Annotated in this window: 15 protein-coding genes and 1 pseudogene; 6 read left to right on the top strand and 10 right to left on the bottom strand. The window is 70.1% G+C overall.

Translation table 11 applies throughout. From position 1 onward, the window contains the following. The coding region (locus FL311_RS27570) for an AAA family ATPase (protein WP_141329580.1) at window positions 1-1,833 on the top strand (1,833 nt) is incomplete at its 5' end. Window positions 1,834-1,939: 106 nt separating this feature from the next. Here the strand turns inward: FL311_RS27570 and FL311_RS45390 are convergent. Further along, on the bottom strand, window positions 1,940-2,359 hold the full coding sequence (locus tag FL311_RS45390) for a hypothetical protein (protein WP_228557120.1): 420 nt from the start codon (window positions 2,357-2,359) through the stop codon (window positions 1,940-1,942). Between FL311_RS45390 and FL311_RS45385 the strand changes: the two are divergent. Beyond that, window positions 2,313-2,699 (top strand): annotated as a pseudogene (locus tag FL311_RS45385) (NAD(P)-binding domain-containing protein); the annotation flags it as partial. The gene FL311_RS45390 and the pseudogene FL311_RS45385 overlap by 47 nt on opposite strands. A gap of 60 nt (window positions 2,700-2,759) precedes the next feature. After that, the gene (locus FL311_RS45380; RefSeq protein WP_228557119.1) at window positions 2,760-3,239 is read left to right on the top strand and encodes a DUF2520 domain-containing protein; all 480 of its coding nucleotides are present in this window, start codon (window positions 2,760-2,762) and stop codon (window positions 3,237-3,239) included. Here the strand turns inward: FL311_RS45380 and FL311_RS27560 are convergent. Then, entirely contained in the window at window positions 3,232-4,548 is a 1,317-nt protein-coding gene (locus FL311_RS27560; RefSeq protein ID WP_141329576.1) for a hypothetical protein, read from the bottom strand. The genes FL311_RS45380 and FL311_RS27560 overlap by 8 nt on opposite strands. 223 nt (window positions 4,549-4,771) lie before the next feature. Here FL311_RS27560 and FL311_RS27555 point away from each other — a divergent pair, with 223 nt between their 5' ends. After that, window positions 4,772-7,999 carry a hypothetical protein gene (locus FL311_RS27555; protein WP_228557118.1) on the top strand — a complete coding sequence of 1,076 codons (3,228 nt, stop codon included), beginning with the start codon at window positions 4,772-4,774 and terminating at the stop codon, window positions 7,997-7,999. Window positions 8,000-8,147: 148 nt separating this feature from the next. On the opposite strand, the gene nadD is transcribed toward FL311_RS27555, so the two are convergent. The 5 genes from nadD to FL311_RS27530 form a co-directional block, all read right to left on the bottom strand. After that, window positions 8,148-8,708, bottom strand: coding sequence for a nicotinate (nicotinamide) nucleotide adenylyltransferase (gene nadD / locus FL311_RS27550; protein ID WP_141329572.1), 561 nt, complete (start codon window positions 8,706-8,708; stop codon window positions 8,148-8,150). A 14-nt stretch (window positions 8,709-8,722) separates the two neighbouring features. Further along, the gene (locus FL311_RS27545; RefSeq protein WP_046713479.1) at window positions 8,723-9,394 is read right to left on the bottom strand and encodes a hypothetical protein; all 672 of its coding nucleotides are present in this window, start codon (window positions 9,392-9,394) and stop codon (window positions 8,723-8,725) included. 16 nt (window positions 9,395-9,410) lie between these two features. Beyond that, complete coding sequence (locus FL311_RS27540) at window positions 9,411-10,592, bottom strand: exo-beta-N-acetylmuramidase NamZ domain-containing protein (protein WP_141329570.1); 1,182 nt, start codon at window positions 10,590-10,592, stop codon at window positions 9,411-9,413. 39 nt (window positions 10,593-10,631) lie between these two features. Beyond that, entirely contained in the window at window positions 10,632-11,957 is a 1,326-nt protein-coding gene (locus FL311_RS27535; RefSeq protein WP_194869385.1) for an adenylate/guanylate cyclase domain-containing protein, read from the bottom strand. A 65-nt stretch (window positions 11,958-12,022) separates the two neighbouring features. Beyond that, window positions 12,023-12,763, bottom strand: coding sequence for a tetratricopeptide repeat protein (locus tag FL311_RS27530; protein ID WP_141329584.1), 741 nt, complete (start codon window positions 12,761-12,763; stop codon window positions 12,023-12,025). A 75-nt stretch (window positions 12,764-12,838) separates the two neighbouring features. Between FL311_RS27530 and FL311_RS27525 the strand changes: the two genes are divergently transcribed. Next, on the top strand, window positions 12,839-15,244 hold the full coding sequence (locus tag FL311_RS27525; protein WP_141329582.1) for an endonuclease MutS2: 2,406 nt from the start codon (window positions 12,839-12,841) through the stop codon (window positions 15,242-15,244). A 99-nt stretch (window positions 15,245-15,343) separates the two neighbouring features. On the opposite strand, the gene FL311_RS27520 is transcribed toward FL311_RS27525, so the two are convergent. After that, the gene (locus FL311_RS27520; RefSeq protein ID WP_141329568.1) at window positions 15,344-16,909 is read right to left on the bottom strand and encodes a hydroxymethylglutaryl-CoA reductase; all 1,566 of its coding nucleotides are present in this window, start codon (window positions 16,907-16,909) and stop codon (window positions 15,344-15,346) included. Between the two features lie 58 nt (window positions 16,910-16,967). Further along, complete coding sequence (locus FL311_RS27515; protein ID WP_141329566.1) at window positions 16,968-18,665, bottom strand: phosphatidylinositol-specific phospholipase C domain-containing protein; 1,698 nt, start codon at window positions 18,663-18,665, stop codon at window positions 16,968-16,970. Window positions 18,666-18,800: 135 nt separating this feature from the next. On the opposite strand from FL311_RS27515, the gene FL311_RS27510 reads away from it, so the two are divergent. Beyond that, complete coding sequence (locus FL311_RS27510) at window positions 18,801-19,196, top strand: VOC family protein (RefSeq protein WP_141329564.1); 396 nt, start codon at window positions 18,801-18,803, stop codon at window positions 19,194-19,196. A 2-nt stretch (window positions 19,197-19,198) separates the two neighbouring features. Here FL311_RS27510 and FL311_RS44270 read toward each other — a convergent pair. Next, window positions 19,199-19,611 (bottom strand): tetratricopeptide repeat protein (locus FL311_RS44270; protein WP_141329562.1); only part of this gene is annotated, 413 nt, incomplete at its 5' end.

The following is a 19,611-nucleotide window of genomic DNA, read 5'->3' as shown; positions in this document are numbered from 1 at the left end:
GCGGCGCGTCCCGCCCAGGCGGCGGTGGCGGTGGCGAAGGGCCCCTCGATGGCGCTGGACCCCAAGGCGTTCCCGCTGCTCACGTCGCTGGGCCGCAACCTGAGCCAGGCGGCCCGTGAGGGGAAGCTGGACCCAGTGGTGGGCCGCGCGCGCGAAATCGAGGAGGTCATCGATGTCCTCGGCAAGCGCCGCACGAACAATCCCTGCCTCCTGGGTGAGGCGGGCGTGGGCAAGACGGCGGTGGTGGAGGGCGTGGCGCAGCGGCTGCTGGGGCTGCGTGGCGGGCTGGCGGAGAAGGTGGTGGTGGAGCTGGACATGGCCTCGCTGGTGGCGGGCACCCAGCTTCGCGGCTCGTTCTCCGAGAAGCTCAACGCGTTGAAGGAAGAGGTCCGCCGCGCCGAGGGGCGCGTGATGGTCTTCATCGACGAAATCCACACGCTGGTGGGCGCGGGCTCCACGGGCGACGGTCCGCAGGACGCGGCCAACGAGCTGAAGACGGCGATGGCGCGGGGTGAGTTCCCCTGCATCGGCGCGACGACGCACGACGAGTACCGCAAGTTCATCAGCGCGGACCCGGCGCTCGAGCGGCGCTTCACGGCGGTGGTGGTGCACGAGCCGTCGGTGCCGGAGACGGTGGAGATCCTCCGCGGCATCATCGGCCGGTACGAGGAGCACCACGCGCTGCGCTATCGGCCGGAGGCGCTGGAGGCCGCGGCGTCGCTGGCGAGTCGCTACGTGACGGACCGGTTCATGCCGGACAAGGCCATCTCGGTGGTGGACCTGGCGGGGAGCCGGTGCCACCGCGAGGGGCGTGACGTGGTGGAGCCGTCGGACGTGGCGCGGGTGGTGGCGAAGCTCGCGGGCGTTCCGGCGGAGCGGCTGCTCATGAACGACTCGGCGAGGCTGCTCCGGCTGGAGCAGGACCTGGGCGAGCGGGTCATCGGCCACGAGGAGGCGATCGCGCGCATCGCGCGGGTCATCCGTCGCAACTACGCGGGCTTCGCGTCGCGGCGTCCCATGGGCAGCTTCCTGTTCCTGGGGCCCACGGGCGTGGGCAAGACGGAGATGGCGCGCGGGCTGGCGGAGGTGCTCTTCGGCAACCGCGACGCGCTGGTGCGGCTGGATATGAGCGAGATGTCGGAGGCGCACGGGGTGTCGCGCCTCATCGGCTCGCCGGCGGGTTACGTGGGCCATGGCGAGGGTGGACAGCTGACGGAGCCGGTGCGTCGGCGTCCCTCGTCCGTGGTGGTGCTGGACGAAATCGAGAAGGCGCACCGCGAGGTGCAGCTGCTGCTGCTCCAGGTCCTGGAGGAGGGGCGGCTGACGGATGGCAAGGGTCGGCACATCGACTTCTCGAACACCGTCATCGTGCTGACGACCAACCTGGGCGCGGAGGCGTTCTCTCGCACGGGTCGTCCGCTGGGCTTCGGGCAGGAGAGCTCGGGCGCTGCGAGCGCGCTGGAGCACGCGGCGTCGGCGGCGCGTCGGGCGCTTCCGCCGGAGCTGTGGAATCGCATCGACGAGCGGCTCCCCTTCCGTCCGCTGGAGGAGGAGGAGGTCGCGCGCATCGCGACGCTGCTGCTGGAGGAGAGCAGCAAGCGGCTGTCGACCGAGCGTGGCATCGAGTACGTGGCGGGCGACGACGTGGTGGGGCACCTGCTGAAGTCGGGCGGCTTCGACCCGCAGCTCGGCGCGCGTCCCATGCGGCAGATGGTGCAGCGGCTGGTGGAAGGACCGCTGGCCGAGCGCATCCTGTCCGGTGAGTTCGGCGCGGGAGACCGCGTGCGCGTCGCGCTCCACGCCGGACAGCTCGCGTTCCAGCGGGAGCGATGAGTCAGCGCGCCTCGCGGAAGCGAAGTGCCCCGAGGAAGGAATCCTCCCGGGGCCGCGCGACCGCGAAGCGCCCCGCGTCCGCCAGCGACGGGGGGATAGAGCCTCATCAGGAGAGCTCTCCGACGACCCTCGAGACCGTCAGCGGCGCCGCGCAGGCCGAGGTCTCATCGAAGAGACCCGGCGCGAAGCGAGCTACCAGCACCACGAAGCGGTCCGCATTCGCCAGCGCCGCACAGGCCGAGGTCTCATCGAATAGACCCGGCGCGAAGCGAGCTACCAGCACCACGAAGCGGTCCGCATCCGCCGGCGCCGCGCAGGTCGAAGCCTCATCGAGAAAACCCGGCGCGAAGCGAGCTACCGCCACCGCGAAGCGGGCAGCCCCCTCAGGCGTCGAGCCCACGGAGGCAGCGCAGGAACTCCCCGTCGCGAACCGCGTCAAAACGCCCGCTACGATTCCTGTCGCCACCAGCACAAAGCGAGTGAAGTCCCCGCGACGAAGCACCTCCGCGAGCCACACCACCAACATCCGCCCGGCCCCCGGCAGCGTCGCCAGCGCACCGACTCCACGAGCCACACGTTCAGCGAAGCGTCCCCCCGTCGTCATCGTCGGAACAGGTCGCCTCGGCGGAGCCCTCGGTCTCGCGCTGAGCGCGACGGGCTGGCCCGTGACGCTCCACTCACGCGGTGACGAAGGTCGTCAGCGGATCGCGGCACTCGGCCTGAAGCCATCGACACCCGCGGACTTGCGACGCGCGCGGCTCATCCTCCTCTGCGTCCCGGATGCGGAGGTCCCCCGCGTCGCGAAAGCACTCGCCAGCACCCTGCCCCGCTCCGTTGCCCTCGTGCACACGGCAGGAGCGCTGTCACTCCAAGCCCTCGGCGAGCCACGAGGCCGCGCCCTCGGATCGTTCCATCCGCTCTGCGCCGTGTCCTCCGCGCACGACTCGCTCGCCGGCCACACCGCGTCCATCAGCACGAGCTCCAGGCCCCTGCGCGAAGTGCTGCGGCACATGGCCGAAGACGTGGAGCTCGAAGCCATCGAGGTCCCGGAATCCCACCGCGCCGCCTACCACGCGGGCGCGGTGATGAGCGCGGGGCTCGTCGTGGCGCTCGCCGACGCGGCCGTCGCGGCGCTCGGCACCGCGGGAATCGCGCCCGACGCAGCACTCCGCGCCCTGCTGCCCCTGATGCGCTCCGCGCTGCGAGGCATGGACGCACGCGGCCTCGCGGGGAGCCTCACCGGTCCCATCGTCCGGGGCGATGCGGGCGTGGTCGGCGCGCACCTGGATGCGCTCCCGGACGACCTCGCCCCCATCTACCGACTGCTGTCGCGGCGCGCGCTGAAGCTCGTCTCGGAGAGACTCAGCCCCGAATCGCGCGCCGCGCTGGAGAAGCGGCTCAGGTGATGATGAGCGAGCCCTGAAGGCCCTTGCGCACCGAACCCAGGGCGCGCTCGGAGGCGGCCTCGGCCTCGGTGAGGCGGCGCAGGCACAGCTCGCCCTTGCCCTCACCCACGCCCCGCTTCAGGTCCGACAGCAGCGTGAGCGAGGCCTGGAGCATCTCCTTGCCCTGCGGCGTGTCGTTGACCGGCTTGCCCGCGGCCGTCGCCACCGTCTCGCCGAACGTCTTGATGCTCGTCGCGAGCTTCTGCGCGTCGAAGCTGGCCAGCAGCGGCTTGATGCGCGTGGGGTCGATGCGGATGAGCCGCAGCGCGCCCACCCGAGCGAAGCCCGGGTGCAAGAGGCCGATGTCGCTCATCTCGAATGCGCCCAACAGGCCCTCGTCCGGCGCGCTGTGCGCGTGCGGCACCACGTCCACGAACAGCGGCAGCGGGTCCGCGCCGTTGCGGAACAGCTCCAGTTCCTCGTCATCCAGCGGCGGGAACGTGGTCGGCGCGCCGATGAAGAGCAGCGGCAGGACGATGTCGTGCCAGAAGTCCTCGGGCGCCGAGCCCGTGCCGTTCACCGTGGCGAACAGGTGCACCATCAGCTCCGCCAGACGCGGGGCGCGCTCGGCCTGCTCGATGAGCGACTTGCTGGGATCCAACCGCTGCAGGGACTGGACGATCTGCCCCTCGAACTGCTGGCGAGCCTCGGCCGGCAGGTCCTGCGCGCGACCCAGGGCGGCGCGCACGTCACGGGCGAGCACGTCCGGCTTGGTCTCCAGCGCCGTCTTCGCCTTCGCCGGGTCCACCACGACGAACTGCAGGAAGCCGGGGTCGAACAGCCGCTGGTAGTCCACGGGCGTCAGCTTGGGGGCCTGCCCCCCCAGCGCCTGGGCCGGGTTGGTGCCGAAGCGGGCCTGGCCCAGCGAACGGCGGATGTCCCCCGCCAGGTCGTCCAGCCGGCTCAGCTTGCTCTGCCCCAGCGCGTCCATCGCCGCGCCGAACGGCGACAGCATGATGATGGCCTCGGGGAAGCCCAGCGTGGCGCCCTCGGGCGAGTCCCGGTTGGGGAACCAGAACGCCTGGTGCTCCATGATGAGGCGCATGGCGAAGGCGCCGGCCAGGCCCAGCGCCAGCGTCTGGTGCTCGGGCTGGTTCACCTGGAACGGGCCACCGAGGACCTTCGCGACCGCCTTCTCCACATCAGCCCAGGGCGCCTTGAGCAGATCGATCGGCTTGCCCTCGGCCTTCTCGAGGGCCGCGGCGACCTGGAGCTGCGCCTGGTGGACATGCTGGGGAACAGGATGCGCCTGGGTATCCGGTTGGGACATGGAGGAATCCGAAATCGTAAGGGAAGCGGAGGGCCTCCCCTTACCGTGAAAAACGCGTTCGTGGCTACGAATTGTGGCCAGTAGGATGGCTCCCATGCCTGCTACCCGCCGGCCCCTCCGCTGGCACGCCTGGGTCGTCTGTCTCCTGCTGACATGCTGGGGGTGCGCTTCCGTCACACCCCGTTTTCCCCAAGACATCCAGACGTCCTTCGCGCGCGACTCGATGCGGAAGCTGACGACGGAGTCACTGGAGCTCTATTACCCGGAGCACCTGCGCGCCTCCGCGTTGCGCATGGCGGCGAGGCTGGAGGGCTGCGTGGAGCGGCTGCGCGGTCACACCGTGCGGCAGAAGCCGAGGGACAAGGTCCTCGTCTACCTGACGAGCGCGAACTTCAACAACGCATACGTCGTCCCGGACTACGCCAGCGTCCCCCAGCAGATGGTGATGCCAGCGCACGTGACGCTGGAGCTGTTCCACCTCTTCGGGCTGGGCGAGGTGGACGTGGGCGACGTGGCCTGCCACGAGGCCGTGCACTACGTACAGCTCCAGCAGGCGGACGGGCTCTGGGGCTTCCTCAACACCTTCACGGGGGGCCTGTTCCAACCCAACACCTTCACGGAGTCGTGGTTCCTGGAGGGCCTGGCCACGTACTACGAGGGCCGCTTCGGCAAGGACACGGGGCGTCCGCACAGCCCGGTGTGGCGTGGCTGGTTCGAATCGGTGGTGCAGGCGCGTGACGGCCGGATGGACCCGGGGTTCCTGTCACCGGAGAACCGTGCGTTGGATCCGTTCGGCGGCAACTACCTGACGGGCATGCACTTCGTGGAGTACCTGGCCTCGCAGTACGGCGAGGAGAAGCTCTGGAAGCTGGTGGATGACCAGGGCAGCACCATCATCCCGCCCATCGCGGTGACGCTGCGCTTCAAGCGGGTATACGGCCGGGACATCGGCTCGCTGTTCGCCGAGTTCACCAAGAACCTGCGTGAGCAGCTCATCGTCCGCGAGCGCCCTCCGACGCAGACGGTGTGGCAGCGCGACGCGGGCTACTTCTCGCGGCTCGCCTCGCATCCGGACTCGGGGACGACAGCGCTGGTGAGCGTGGGGCGCACGGAGTATTCGCGGCTGACGGTGCGCGAGCAGGACGGGCGCGTGCGCTTCGAGCGGCCCTTGGTGGAGCTGCTGCCCTTCCGTCGCTGGGTGCTGGGGACGTCCACGCTGGTCAGTGGCATGTCGTTCAGCGCGGATGGCGCGTGGCTGTACCTGGTCATGGCGGACCTGAACGCGGTGGGCGCGTACGATGCGAAGCTGTGGCGCGTGGACGCGCGCTCGGGCGACGTGGTGCGCGTCTGGGATGGCCTGAAGGGCATGGGCGGGAGCATCACCCCGGACGGCAAGGCGTATGTCTTTGTCCACGTCGAGGGGGACACCGCCAACCTGCGGCGGCTGGAGTTGGACACGGGGAAGCAGGAGCCGCTCACGAGCTTCGAGGCGAGCGCCCCGGTGGGGCCGCCCTCCGTGTCTCCGGATGGGAAGCGCATCGTGTTCCCGCTCGGCGGGAGCCAGGGCTGGGACCTGGTGATGCGCGAGGAGGATGGCCGACTGCGCTGGCTGACGCGAGATGGGCAGTTCAACTACTCGCCGCGCTGGCTGGACGCGGAGCGCATCGTGTTCCTGCGGGAGTACGAGACGCGCCTCCAGGCGCACGTGATGAACGTCGACACGCGCGCGTTCGAGCGAATCACCGACGCGCCCTTCCTGGTGCTGGACGTGAATCCCGTGGGCACGAAGGAGGTGACGTTCCTGAACAGGGACGGCACCGCGTTCACCATCGACCACGCTCCCATGGTGGACATCCCCGAGCGACAGGCCACGGTGGCTCCCGTCATTGCCCCCACGGGCACGACGTCCTCGCACGCCGAGGCGACCTCGGAGGACTCGCCGATGAGCCCCCCTCCGCTCACCGCCGCCCCCACCGGAACGTCGCCGTCGGAGCAGGGCGCCACGTCATCGATGCCGGGGCAAGAGGTCACACCGGCACCGGCTCCTTTCCCACCGGATGCAGCACCGCCAACGGGCGAGGTCGCGTCGACCCCGGAGACGGGAAACGTGACGTCCGAGGCAACGAGCCCGCCCGGTCCGGCGAACACGCCCGTCGCCAACGAACAGGCACCCGCGGGGACCGAGCCACCACCGAACGACTTCACGCCAACGCCCTTCCCCGCCGCGCCCGACGCCCCTCTCGCGGAGACCGTCCCCACCGCGCCGCCGCCCATCGCGGTGCCGCCGTCGACGGTACCCGTCGCGGATCTTGGAGACCTGGACGCGCCCGTGGTCGCGCCGCCTCCGGACCCCGGCAAGGCCGTCACGGTCCTCGGCGATGAGCCCTACTCGACGCTGGAGGGCTTCCTCATCCCCGAGTTCCGTCTGCCCTACGTGTGGCTCGCGACCAAGAGCGAGGACTCGGACGACCTCATCTTCAGCGGCGGCCTCGCGCTCGCGGGACAGGACCGGCTCGGCTTCCACGCCTACGCGCTGTCCTTCGCCTACAGCACGCAGGACAAGGAGCCGAACGTCGCGCTCGCGTACGGCAACGCGCAGCTGGCGCCCTGGTATCTCCAGGCCTCCGTGTCGCGCCTGCGCGAGAACGAGCGCACGGACCTGCAGGCCCTGGCCTACGCGTCGCGCACGTTCTGGACGACGCCCGTGACGATTGGCGTGCTCGCCCTGCGGCGCGAGTACGACGCCGTGGGCCGCTTCCCCGGCCTCGTCACCCGGCTCATCGGTCCGGAGGTCTCCACGTCCTACTTCGCGGGCGATGCGACGTCGTACGGCGGCCTCCAGCGCGGACTCGGCATCAACGTCAGCGCCGCCATCTATCCGGGCGCCTTCGCCCTGGACTCGACGGTGGGAGATCTGCGCGTGGGCCTGGACGCGTTCCTCGCGGGCTTCTTCATCGGCAGGGATCACCTCCAGCTCTCCGCGGTGGGCCGCTATCTGCCGGGCGCGCCCGAGGGCCTGCTGGAAGTCGGCGGGCTCACGGCGGGACAGGTCTGGTACAGCAGCCGTCGCTCGACGGAGACGGGCTCCCTTCCTCTCCAGCTCCAGCCTGGCATCGCCTTCAGCGAGTACGTGCGCGGCTACGAGGACATCACCTTGCGCGCGAAGAACGCGATGGTCGGCACGGCCACGTATCGCTACCGCATGCCCATCGACTACGGCTGGGCCTCCACGCTGTGGCTGTTCCCGTCGCTCTTCGTGAGCAACCTCCAGCTCGAGGTCTTCGGGACGCTGGCGCGCACGGACAACCGGGACAACCACGGGGCCTTCGGCACCGCGCTGTCGTTGCAGTCCACCATCGGCCAGTCGGTGCCTTTCTCCCTCTTCTACCAGTTCTCCCGTCGCTACGACGATGGGCTGGGAGACCTGCACCTGGTGGGGTTCGGTCTCTAATCGCGGGAGTGTGACTCCAACACGGACGCGCCCGGCAGCATGCGTCCTCACCTCCCTCACCCACGGGAAGCGACGTGTGCAGCGTCAGCGACATGCCCCGGTCATATCAAGCACGGGCCCTGCCTGATTCCTGGCGAACCACCGCGACCTACCGAGCGCGTCCCAGCCCGTACAGCCCCGCCGCGCGGGCATGGGCCAGCACTCCCGAGGGCACCAGGTCCGAGGGCTCCTTGCCTCGGGCCAGCAGCTCACGAATCTCCGTGGAGGACACCTCCGCCAAGGGAGGCCCCACGGTGTTGGGCGCCGGATAGCCCGCGCGGTACAGCACCAGCACACGCGACATCGCCTCGATGCGGTGGAAGTCCTTCCAGTGCGGCAGGTCCCTCAGGATGTCGCTGCCGATGATGATGGACCAGCGCACGTCCGGGTGACGCGCCACCAGCAGCTCGAGCGTGTCCACCGTGCGCCCCGTCAACCCCGGCTCGCTCTCGATGCGCGTCGTCCTCAACCAGCCCGAGGTCTCCCGACACATCGCCTCGCACATCGCGATGCGGTGCTCGAAGTCCTCCATCTGCTTGCCGAACGGGTGCTGCCAGGACGGCATCAGCCACACCTGGTCCACGCCCTGCGTCGCGTGCACGTACGAGGCGGCCATCAGGTGCCCCACGTGCGGCGGGTTGAACGAGCCTCCAAGCAGCGCGACCTGCACGTCAGGGCCTCACGTCACTTCAAGGTCAGCTTCGGGGACTTCTTGTCCAACGTCAGCACGTGGGGCTCCAGCACCACGTGGCCATCCAGCCGGTACGCGGAGAAGCGCAGCTCCCGGTCCACCCGATCCAACAGCGCGCACGTCTGCTCCGCCGCGCCCACCAGCCTCCCCGGCGTCAGGAAGTAGCGCGGGCCAATCTGCACCACCTTGGGCTCCGGGTCCTTGCCATGGATGAACACCAGCGCGTTGAGCAGGTCCTCGCGCGTCAGGTCGTTCTTGTCGTGCACCACGCAGCACAGCGTGTCGCCCAGCAGGTCCATCGCCTTGTTGTTGATGGCGGGGTCCCGATACTGGAGCGAGTCCCGCTCCGGCACGCGCACGAAGCGCTCCATCACCAGCCGCCGGTCCTCCTCGGAGGCCACGTCCGCGGGGGCCTCGCCCCGGGACGGCGTGCGGGGCAGCGCGTCCTGGCTGCCCAGCCACTGGCTCACGTCCGCCAGGAAGTCCGCGTCCGAGTACTCCCGGCCGCCGCGCGACTTCTGCCGGCGCCAGAGCAGCCACTCGTCCAGGTCCGTGTAGCGCGCGCCCGTGAACAGGAACCGCCGCGCCCCCAGGGAGCGCAGCAGCTCGTAGGCCGCATCGAAGGCTTGAAGGTCGCCGTGGCTGTCGGAGAAGACACCAATCACGTGGAAGGTCCCACGCTCAAGCGTACAGCAGGAAGGGCTCCCTGTGCCCGGCGAAGCGCTCGGATTGGGCCTGGAACCCCTCCATCAGCCGGTCCAGGCTCCACCCCTCCAGGATGCCCCGGCGCACCTGGTCCGTCCCGCACAGCAGGTCGAACGCCGGCACGTCCTCCACGAACTCGTACGCGTCCGCCCGCCAGTCGAACCTCCCCGGGCCGATGTCGTGCAGCGCCTGGAAGATGGCGATGCCCGTGCGCAGCGGCTGGAACGCCCGCCGGTCCGTCACGTGGATGAAGGCCCCGTTGCAGGACTCGCCCCGGTACTTGTCGAACGTCGGCGTGAAGCCCACCGCGCGGAAGGCCACCCCCGGCAGCTGCTCCTTCGCCAGCCGCGCCAGCAGCGCGTCCGTGTCCACCCAGGGCGCGCCGAACTGCTCGAACGGGCGGCACGTCCCGCGCCCCTCGGACACGTTGGTGCCCTCGCCCAGGCACATGCCCGGGTACACCAGCGCCGTGTCCGGCGTGGGCATGTTGGGCGACGGGGAGATGAACGGCAGGCCCGTCTCGGACCAGAACTGCTCGCGGCGCCAGCCCTCGCACGGCACCACCGTCAGCTCACAGCCGAAGCCCTCCTGCGCGTTGAACAGCCGCGCCAGCTCTCCCGCCGTCATGCCGTGACGGTTGGGCAGCGCGTACAGGCCCACGAAGGAGCGGAAGCCCTCCCCCACCAGGTTGCCCTCCATCGCCACGCCGTTGAGCGGGTTGGGCCGATCCAACACGTAGAAGGGCACGCCCGCCTTCGCCGCCACCTTCATCGCCAGGGCCATGGTGTAGACGTAGGTGTAGTAGCGGCTGCCCACGTCCTGGATGTCGAACACGAGCGCGTCCAGGCCCTGGAGCCACTCGACGCGCGGGGACAGCGACTCGAAGGTGGAGCCATAGAGGCTGTGCACGGGCACACCCGTGCGCCGGTCCTTCGCCTCGTCCACGGCGACCATGTACTGCGCCTCGCCGCGCACACCGTGCTCGGGGCCGAACAGCGCCGCCAGCGTCACGCCCGGCGCCTGGGACAACAGGTCCGCCAGGTGCCGGAAGCGCGAGTCCACGCTGGTGGGATTGACGATGGCGCCCACACGCTTGCCCTTCAGCGAGGAGAAGCCCTGCTCCACCCAGACATCCAGTCCCGTCTGCACCTTCGTCACGGTGATTCCTTCCTCGCGCGAGCCCAGCCGGGCCCGGGCCTAATCCTTGAAGCTCTTGAGCGCGTGCTCGGCAGACGCCCGGGAGTCACACTTCCCCATGCCCAGGAAGCCGCCCGAGCCATCATCCGGGCCGCCATCCTCGGCGAGGTCCTCCAGCGCCGACACCGCGCTCGTCAGCTTGAGCGAGCGCACCGTGTCCACCGCGGCCACGCGCACGTTGCAGGTCGGATGCGCCAGCAACTGGATGATGCGCTTCTCCGCGTCGCGGTTGCCCACCTTCGCCGCGCGCCCGTAGTCCTCCAGCGAGCGACGGGTGTTCTCCATCGCCTCGTCCAGCCGCCCCTGCAGGTAGAGCCGCTTGCCCGGGTCCTGCTCCTCGGCGATGACCTTGCGCGCCTCCTTCACCAGCGGGTCGCGCTCCGCCTTGGGCGCACTCTCCACCGCGGAGATGGCCCGCATCGCGTGGCCGCCACCGAGCGCCACCATGCCCACGCCCGCCACCGCGACCGCCAGCAACACGCAGCCGGCCACCACCAGCGCCTTGCGCTGGGAAGACAGCGTCCTCAACGCCCCCGAGACGCCGCCCACCTCCTCCAATCGGGAGGTGGCATGTCGCCCGAGTCCCACCGCCTGCTGCCCCAACACCACCGCGTGCTGCCCCAGCACCGCCGCGCCCGCCGCGGCCTTCTGGCCCAGCGCCGCCGCCTTCACCCCGAGCTGCTGAAGTTCCCCGCCGGGCGCCTCCAGCGCGGACTCCGGCACGCGCGACAGGGCCAGGTTGCCGTAGGGCGGATTCGATTCGCTGCCCGGCGCCTCGGCGATGGCGCCCGCCGACGGCGCCTCCACCCTGTACGGCGCGCGCGGCACCTGGAAGACGCGGATCTTCCCGGGGATGCCCTTGAGCTCGAAGGCCCCCACCTCGCGCGCGGGCACCTCGGCCCGGTTCATCGCGAGGTAGACGGCCTCCGTGAAGTACACCTCGCCCGCCTCGGCCAGCCCCTCCACGCGCGCGGCGATGTTCACCGGCTCGCCGAAGATGTCGTTGCCGTCCAGGCGCACCTCCCCCACGTTGATGGCGAAGCGCACGTGGAGCTGGTCCGCCTCCGGTGACACCCGGTTGTGGTGCCACAGCCGGTCCTGGATGGCGACGCCGCTCAAGACGGCCTGGGTGGGCGACTCGAAGGTGACGAGCAGCGCGTCACCGATGGACTTGATGATGCGGCCACCGAACGCCTTGAAGAGCGGCGACAGCAGGGCACCGTGGATGCGCAGCAGACGCTGGTTCTCCTCCAGCGTCTGCCGACGGGTCCGCTCGGTGAAGCCCTTGATGTCGGTGAAGACGATGGCGAGGTTGGCGGTCTTCAAAGCGCGCGCAGTCTATGCGCCACGCTCTCGGGTGCAATCGCAACGACGCATCGCGACGTCGACCGTCAGCGACGCGACGGCTTGAGTGCTCGCATGCGCCGCTTCTCCCGCGGCTCCATGGACTTGCGCACCTTCGCCGCGAGCTGGGGCCGCTCCGTGCGGTCATAGAAGTCGGCCAGCCGCCGGAGCACCAACGGGCTGTCCGGCTGGAAGCTCCTCGCCGCCAGCAGCTCCGTCTCCGCGTCCAGCAGCCGCTCCTGCTTCTCCAGCACGTCCGCCAGTTGCAGGCGCACCTGCACCCACTCGGGCTTCGCGCGCGCCAGGTAGCGGTAGTGGAGCTCCGCCTTGAGCAGGTCGCCCAGCGACACCCACAGGCCCCCGAGCCGGAAGCGGGCCTCCTCGTAGGAGCCCCGGTGCTGCACCGCCGTCTCGTAGGCGCGGGCCGCCTGCATGGGGTTGCCGCGCTCCTCCCAGAGGAGCCCCCGCAGGTACCAGGCGCGGGGGTTGGTGGGGGCCTCGCGGGTGGCGACCTCCAGGTGGGCCTCGGCCTGCTCCATGGAGCCTCCCAGCTTCAGGAGCAGCCGGGCTGCCTCCATCCGTGGCAGCTCCCACCGGGGCTGGCCAAGAACCAGGGCCTCCACGGCCTGGAGCGCGGCGGCGTCGTCCCCAGCCGCCTCCAGGGCAAGCGCGTCCGACAGCGTGCCGGGCGAGGGGGCGGCGGCCGGGGTTCGCGCTCCCGTCAGGGCGGAGGGCTGTGCGGCGTCAGCGGCGCCCGCCAGGCACGCCACCAGGATGACCCAGTGCATGCGCGGCAGATAGCAGAGCCGAGCCGGGCGCCTCAATAGATCCTCTTGACGGCCGGACGGCCACGCATGAAACCCATGACCGTGCAGATATCCCAAAAGACGCTGGAAGACCTCGGATTCGCGGATGTGCTCCGAGCGCTGACGCAGCGGTGTCGGACGGAGCCAGGCCGGGAGCGCGTGCTCGCCCGCCCGTTCCTCGACACGGCCGAGCAGGTCTCGGAGGCGCTGGCCCTGGTGGGTGAGGCGCGAACCCTCTCTCAGGAGCAGTTCTCCCTCCCGCTCGGCGGCGTGGTGGACCTGCGAATCCATGTGGGCCACGCCGCCAAGGGCGGCACCCTGGAGCCCCGGCAGCTCATCGACGGCGCCCAGCTCCTGTTCGCCTTCGTGCGCACCCGCGAGGCCCTGGACGAGCGCAAGGAGCGCGTGCCCCGGCTGATGGACATCGCCCGGCGGCTGCCCCTGCTGGAGTCGCTGGCCCGGCGCATCGACCAGTGTTTCGAACCGGACGGTGAGATCTCGGACCGGGCGAGCCCGGAGCTTCGCGAGGCCCGCGACAGGGCGCGCGGCCTGCACCGTCGCATCAAGTCGCGCCTGGACGAGATGCTCCACGACCAGGGCTTCGTCGCCAAGCTGCGGGAGAACTACTACACCCTGCGCAATGGCCGTTACGTGGTGCCGGTGGTGTCGAACTACCGCGCGGAGGTGGACGGCATCGTCCACAACGCGAGCCAGACGGGCCAGACGCTCTTCATGGAGCCGCAGGCCATGGTGGGGCTGGGCAACGACCTGGCCATCGCGCAGTCGGTGGTGCTGGAGGAGGAGCGGCGGGTGCTCCAGGAGCTGAGCCAGCTGCTCGGCCGGGAGGCGGACCGCATCCTGGAGGGCCTGGAGGCGGTGGCGGAGCTGGACGAGGTGGAGGCGGTGGCCATCCTCTCCTCGGACCTGGACGCGACGACGCCGGAGTTCGCGGGCGTGACGGAGCTCCAGTTGCGGATGCTGCGCCACCCTCGCCTGGTGCTGCGAGGCACCGAGGTGGTGGCCAACGACGTGACGCTCAACGGCGGGGCGAAGGCGCTCATCGTGTCCGGCCCCAACGCGGGCGGCAAGACGGTGACGCTGACGGGCGTGGGGCTGTGCGCGCTGATGCTGCGCGCGGGCCTGCCGATTCCGGTGGGCGAAGGCTCGCGGATGCCGCTGTACCGCTCGGTGCACTCGACGGTGGGCGACTCGCAGGACCTGGCGCAGGGCCTGTCGACGTTCAGCGCGCACGTGGTGATGCTGCGCGACATCATCGCGGAGGTCGGCGAGGGCTCGCTGGTGATGATCGACGAGATCGCCGCGGACACGGACCCGCGCGAGGGCGCGGCCATCGCCATCGCGGTGCTCGAGGACCTGCTGGCCAGGAACGCCGTGGCCCTGGTGACGACGCACCTGGAGGAGCTCAAGGCGCTGGCGCACATGGACCCGCGCTTCCTGAACGCGAGGGTGGGCTTCGACTCGAAGCGCATGGCGCCGACGTATCGGCTCCAGATTGGCGCCGCGGGCCAGTCCTCGGCCATCGAGGTCGCGGCGCGGGTGGGCCTGCCCCAGCGGGTGTGCGAGCGCGCCCGTGAGCTGACGATGAACGCGGGCGGTCCCCTGTCGCAGGCGCTGGCGGCGGCCGAGGAGGAGCGGCGCAAGCTCTCCGAGGAGCTGGAGAAGGCGCGGGTGGCGGCGAAGGAGGCCGAGGCGCTGCGCGTGGAGCTGGAGAAGCAGAAGCAGACCTTCGAGCGCGAGCGCCGCGCGAAGATGATGCAGTTCAACGAGGACGTCCACGCGGCGAGCGAGCTGGCGGCGACGGAGGTCCAGAAGCTGCTCACGAAGCTGCGCGCCGAGCAGAACGAGAAGGCGCTGTCGGAGGCACGGCAGCAGTTGCTGCAGCGGGCCGAGGACGCGCAGAAGCGGGCCCTGGCCGCGAGGGCGGAGCTGTTCCAGGTGGAGGCCCCGGCGCCGGTGAACCTCAAGGTCGGCGCGTGGGTGCACCACTCGGGGCTGGCTCGGGATGTGGAGATTCTCGAGCTGGCGGATGGGCACGCGGTGGTGTCCGCGGGCGGCGCGATGAAGATGCGGGTGCCCACCTCGGAGCTGTCGGGTTCTCGCACGCGCAAGCCGCAGCAGGCGAAGTTCCCGGAGCGGCAGAAGCAGGATGCGGCGCTGAAGCGCGCGTCCACGGCGGCGGGCGCGCCGGTGGACGCGATGAACTTCCGCTGTGACGTGCGCGGCATGCGCGCGGACGAGGCCCTGGCGGAGGTGGAGTCCTTCCTGGACCAGGGCATGCGCAGCGGTGAAGAGGCCGCGCTCATCGTCCACGGACATGGCACGGGCGCGCTGAAGCAGGCGCTGCGGGACTATCTGGCGAACTCGCCCTACATCCGGATGTATCGCCCGGGAGAGAGCCACGAGGGCGGCGACGGCGTCACGGTGGTTGCGCTGCGCTCCTGAGACAGTTCCTCATAGAAGCCCTCATGGGCTCGGACCTGCTGGGCACATCCATGGGGTCGACAGCAAGGCGCCGGCCTCTCGCGAGCGGCCGGCGCGCCCTCAGTGGTGTCGCCCCAGGCTCTCGTGGCTCGTCACCCACTCCTCCGAGCCCAATGAGGAGGCCACCGCGCAGGCCAGCGACAGCTCCCCCGCGAGCACCACGCCAGCGACAATCTCCGCGAGCCGGCGCACCTTGCCTCGCCCGAAGCAGTCCATCAGCTCCAGACACTCGCGCTGCGTGGGCAGCCCCGTGCCGCCTCCGTGTGTCGCCAGCACCAGCGACGGGAGCGTGATGGAGGCATGCAGGTCGCCCTCCGGCGTCTCGTCCATGTACAGGTCGCCCGCGGCCGACTCCGCCAGCGTCGCCACGTCCTGGCCGGTGGCGATGAACAACGCCGCGAGCGCGTTGGCGGACTGACACCCGTTGTTGTGCGCCCCCGCGAGGCTGGAGCCCTCCGCGCTGACCCGCTGCAACAGGACGACCTGCTGCACGGAGGTCCGCATCTTCTCCAGCAACAGCGCCTTGGGCACCACCACCTCCGCCGTCACGCGCTTGCCCCGCGTCTGGAGGATGTTCAGCCGTGACGACTTCTTGTCGGTGGAGACGTTCCCATCCAGGAAGCTCGCCCGGATGTGCGGATACTGCTCGCGAATCCAGAGCAGCGCCGCGAACGTGGCCTTGCCCACCATGTTCTGGCCCGCCGCGTCCCCCGTCGCGAAGTTGAACCGCACGAAGACGAACCGGTGGAGCTGATACGTCTCCAGGCGCAGCAACTTCGCCACATGGCTCGTCGCCTCGGCCTGCTCCGCGATGGCGGACTCGTTCGCTCGCAGCCACCGCGAGAAATCACGCCCCGCCTTCGCATCGTCGAACACGAAGACCGGCGCGCGCTGCATGGCATCCTCCAACACCGTACAGCGGGCTCCGCCACACGCGTTGAGCAGCTTGATGCCCCGGTTGTAGCTCGCCACCATCGCGCCCTCCGTCGTGGCCAGCGGAATCAGATACGGACCGTGGGCGTACTCTCCCTGGATGATGAGCGGCCCCGCGAGGCCCAGCGGGACCTGCGCCACCCCGGTGAAGTGCTCACACGCGTTCCTCGCATGCGCGGGCTCGAACGAGGGGCTCGACACATGGCTCAGCCGCGTCCCAGCCCACTGCTCCGCGTGGGCCCGCCGCGCGCGGACGACCTCCTCGGCGAAGTCGTCATCCGGGGCGCGCGGAATCCGCCCATCCGCCTCCGGATGCGGCTCGTCGATGACCTGGGTCACCTCCGCGCGGATGACGCCATGAACCCCACACTCGAGCTCCAGCTCGACGCGGTGCTCCCCCATCGCGAGCGGCGGAATCCCGACCCGGAGCCACACACGCCGTTGTCGCTCGAAGAGGAACGGACACCGGGACGACAGGTCCACACCGGGCCACACCGCCCCCTCCTCGGGGACCAGGACGATGTCCTCCAGCGGAACCTCGCGCCCGTTCACCCGCACCGCCCCCACCCGGATGAGCTGGAGGTCCGCGACCTGGTTCGTCAGCGAGACCTCCACGGCTCCACGTCGATTCCTGAGACACGGCCCCAACACCATCGGGGCCGACCCATCCAAGCCGGTGCCTTCGTTGCTCATGTCCCCTCCCACCGGGAACATGATTCACGTGCTCACCTCCGACCACGGCCCCAGGTCCCTAGCGTGAGACAGCGAGCGAGGAGATGCGATCATTCCACGGCCCGCCCGCCACCGAGTCGACACTGTCGATGCTGGAGGACGTGCTGAAACACCGTCCAGACATGAACGCATGCTCGCACAGCGTCGCCTGATACGAGCCGAGCACCGTCACGGAGCTGGTGACGTCGTTGAAGCCGAAGTCCCCCAGGTTGCCGACGCTCGACGTGAGCCGCATCACGTTGCCCTCGTGGCCCCCGTGCTCGTGCAGGTACACGCCGTCTCCCGCCGAGTACCCCTGCACCGCGTACGTGTAATCACCCGACGACGTCTTGTAACCACGACCGTAGTCCGAGTACGCCCAGTTGCTCAGGCCTCCCGGTGAGCGCTTCACCACCACGGACCAGAGCTGGAACGGAAAGCGCGCACTCAGCCGGCCATGGAGCTGCGTGGCCCGATCTCCCGCGCCGCCAGAGAGGCTCCCGAGCTGTCCGTTCACGTAGCTGGCGAGATACGAGGGCCCCACCACGCTCGTCACCGTGCGCGTCGTGAAGGCCAGGTGGGTGTACTCATCCATGGAGTCGGACTGGAGGAACGCGCCCTCGTAGTGCATCCAGCCGCCCCACTCCCGCTTCAGCGCCAGGATGTGCCAGTACCGCCCCGGCGCCGCGTTCTGGAGGAACGCCCGCGTCCCGCGCCACCGGGCCTCCGCGTCACCGCCCACCGTGTGCGCCGTGTTCCGGAAGATGATTCCGAAGTCCGGAGGGAGCGCCGCGCTGCTCGGCAGGAGCCGAACGTTGAGCGCGAGGATGGCGTCAATCAGGCCCGCGCCGGGGAAGTCCATCATCAGGATTCCCGCGCGCTGCGCGTACCCGCCCACCAGGTGGTCGATGGCGAAGTCGTTCACCCCGCGATAGCCGATGCCCAGGACATTGATGCCACCCGCGACGTGGAGCGGATGCGCCATGGCGGAGGCGCCGCTCAGGAAGTTCACGAACAGCTTCGACGGCGCGCCACCCTGCGTCCGGTCCAGGTGCGCCCGGACCTTGTTCCACTTGTCGTCGATGTCCGCGAGCTGCGACACGGTCCAGTCATCCTGGAGCTCCAGCGCCCCCCAGGGGATGCCGTAAGCGCCCCCCGCGAAGTCGTCCAACACGACGATGCGCCCGCGCACCTCGCCCAGCGTGGGCACATGCGAGCCTCGCCAGAGATACGGACTGTAGGCCGGCTGGTCGCGATACCACTCGAAGGTCTGGTTGAAGCTCCGGGTGATGTCCTCCTCGGTGTGCTCGCGCTTCACGCGCATCACCACCGTCTCGGTGGGGTTGTCGTTCAGGAACTGGATGGTGGTGCGCAGGACGTCATCGAAGTTGACGTGCAGGTACACCACACCGTGATGGATGGTGAACCGGTCGCCGATGTGTCGACACCGGATGTCCAACGCGCGCACGCCCGCATCCAACTGCTTGCGCAGGTCCAACGACTGCGTCTGCGTCAGGCTCCCGCCATACGACTGATACGCCATGGTGTCGTGCGTGCCGGGGATGGACAACGACGCGAGGCTCGTCGAGTTCGACACCCAGCTCATCCACGAAGGATGGGTCGTCTCGATGCTGCCGGAGTCGTTGTAGTAGCGCCCTCGCGCGAGCGCGGAGGGGGCCGCCGCCACCAGCCCCACCGCCAGGGACACGAGGAGGTGACGCAGACGCAGGACTGACATGAAGCCCTCGACAGGGATGAGCGATAAGCCGCAAAAACAGCTTACCACTCAAAGCGCCATTCGGGCGGGAAGGCAGGCGCTCGACACTCCGGGAGGAACTTGTCGAGGGAACGGGCGGGTCCACACCGTACGGGCATGCTCCAGCTCGACCACTTCGGTTTCGTGACGACGGACCTGGACGCGAGCGTGCGCTTCTACGAGGCGTGCCTGAAGCCGATTGGCCTGGGCGTCCTGGAGCGCGGCGAGGGCTTCGTCATCTTTGGCACGGACGCGAAGTCGCCGTTCCTCTGGGTGGGCACCTTGAGGCCGTCGACCTGGACGGCCGAGCACGCGCCGGCGCGCAGCCCGCTCCACCTCGCGTTCGCCACGAAGGACCGCGCGGTGGTGGACGCCTTCCACCAGCGGGGCCTCGCCGCGGGAGGACGGGACAACGGCGCCCCCGGGGTCCGCGAGGGCGGCTTCTCGTACTACGCCGCGTTCCTGCTGGACCCGGACGGCAACAACATCGAGGCCTGTGTCCGCCTGACGTGAGCTCAGCCGGGGGACTGTCCCGACAACGCACGCTCCAGCGCCGCAGCCTGCGCCCGCTGGTCCGCGTCGGGGCTCCGGCTCGCGGGCCTCAAGTGCGCTCGCGCCCGCTCCGGGTCCGTCTTCGCCAGCGCCATGGCCATGCAGAGGTTCGCGCCGGGGTGCTCGGCGTGAGCCGCGAGCACCGGCGCCAGGACCTCCGCCGCGCGCGCGTCCTCGGTGCGCTCCAGCAGGGCCATCGCCAGCTCACACGCGGGCTCGGGGTCCGAGGGCGCCTTCGCGTGGACCAACTCCAGGAGCTGAACGGAGCGCTCCCGCTCACCCGCGGCGTCCAGGGCCCGCGACAACGCGTGCATCACCTTCACGTCTCCGGGGGCCTCGCGAAGCGCGGCCTCCAGCAGGCGCGCCGCCTCCCGCC

This window comes from Myxococcus sp. AB025B, from assembly GCF_006518215.1.
GTDB lineage: Bacteria > Myxococcota > Myxococcia > Myxococcales > Myxococcaceae > Myxococcus > Myxococcus fulvus.
Note: the sequence above shows the minus strand (reverse complement) of the source record. Positions and strands in the feature narration are given on the sequence as shown.

Excerpts from the sequence above, each read along its gene's own strand:
- FL311_RS27525 (WP_141329582.1), top strand. The coding sequence starts at position 12,839 with ATGACCGTGCAGATATCCCAAAAGACGCTGGAAGACCTCGGATTCGCG.
- FL311_RS27520 (WP_141329568.1), bottom strand. The coding sequence starts at position 16,909 with ATGAGCAACGAAGGCACCGGCTTGGATGGGTCGGCCCCGATGGTGTTG.
- FL311_RS27560 (WP_141329576.1), bottom strand. The coding sequence starts at position 4,548 with ATGTCCCAACCGGATACCCAGGCGCATCCTGTTCCCCAGCATGTCCAC.
- FL311_RS45390 (WP_228557120.1), bottom strand. The coding sequence starts at position 2,359 with ATGTTGGTGGTGTGGCTCGCGGAGGTGCTTCGTCGCGGGGACTTCACT.
- FL311_RS27510 (WP_141329564.1), top strand. The coding sequence starts at position 18,801 with ATGCTCCAGCTCGACCACTTCGGTTTCGTGACGACGGACCTGGACGCG.
- FL311_RS27515 (WP_141329566.1), bottom strand. The coding sequence starts at position 18,665 with ATGTCAGTCCTGCGTCTGCGTCACCTCCTCGTGTCCCTGGCGGTGGGG.
- FL311_RS27555 (WP_228557118.1), top strand. The coding sequence starts at position 4,772 with ATGCGGAAGCTGACGACGGAGTCACTGGAGCTCTATTACCCGGAGCAC.
- FL311_RS27530 (WP_141329584.1), bottom strand. The coding sequence starts at position 12,763 with ATGCACTGGGTCATCCTGGTGGCGTGCCTGGCGGGCGCCGCTGACGCC.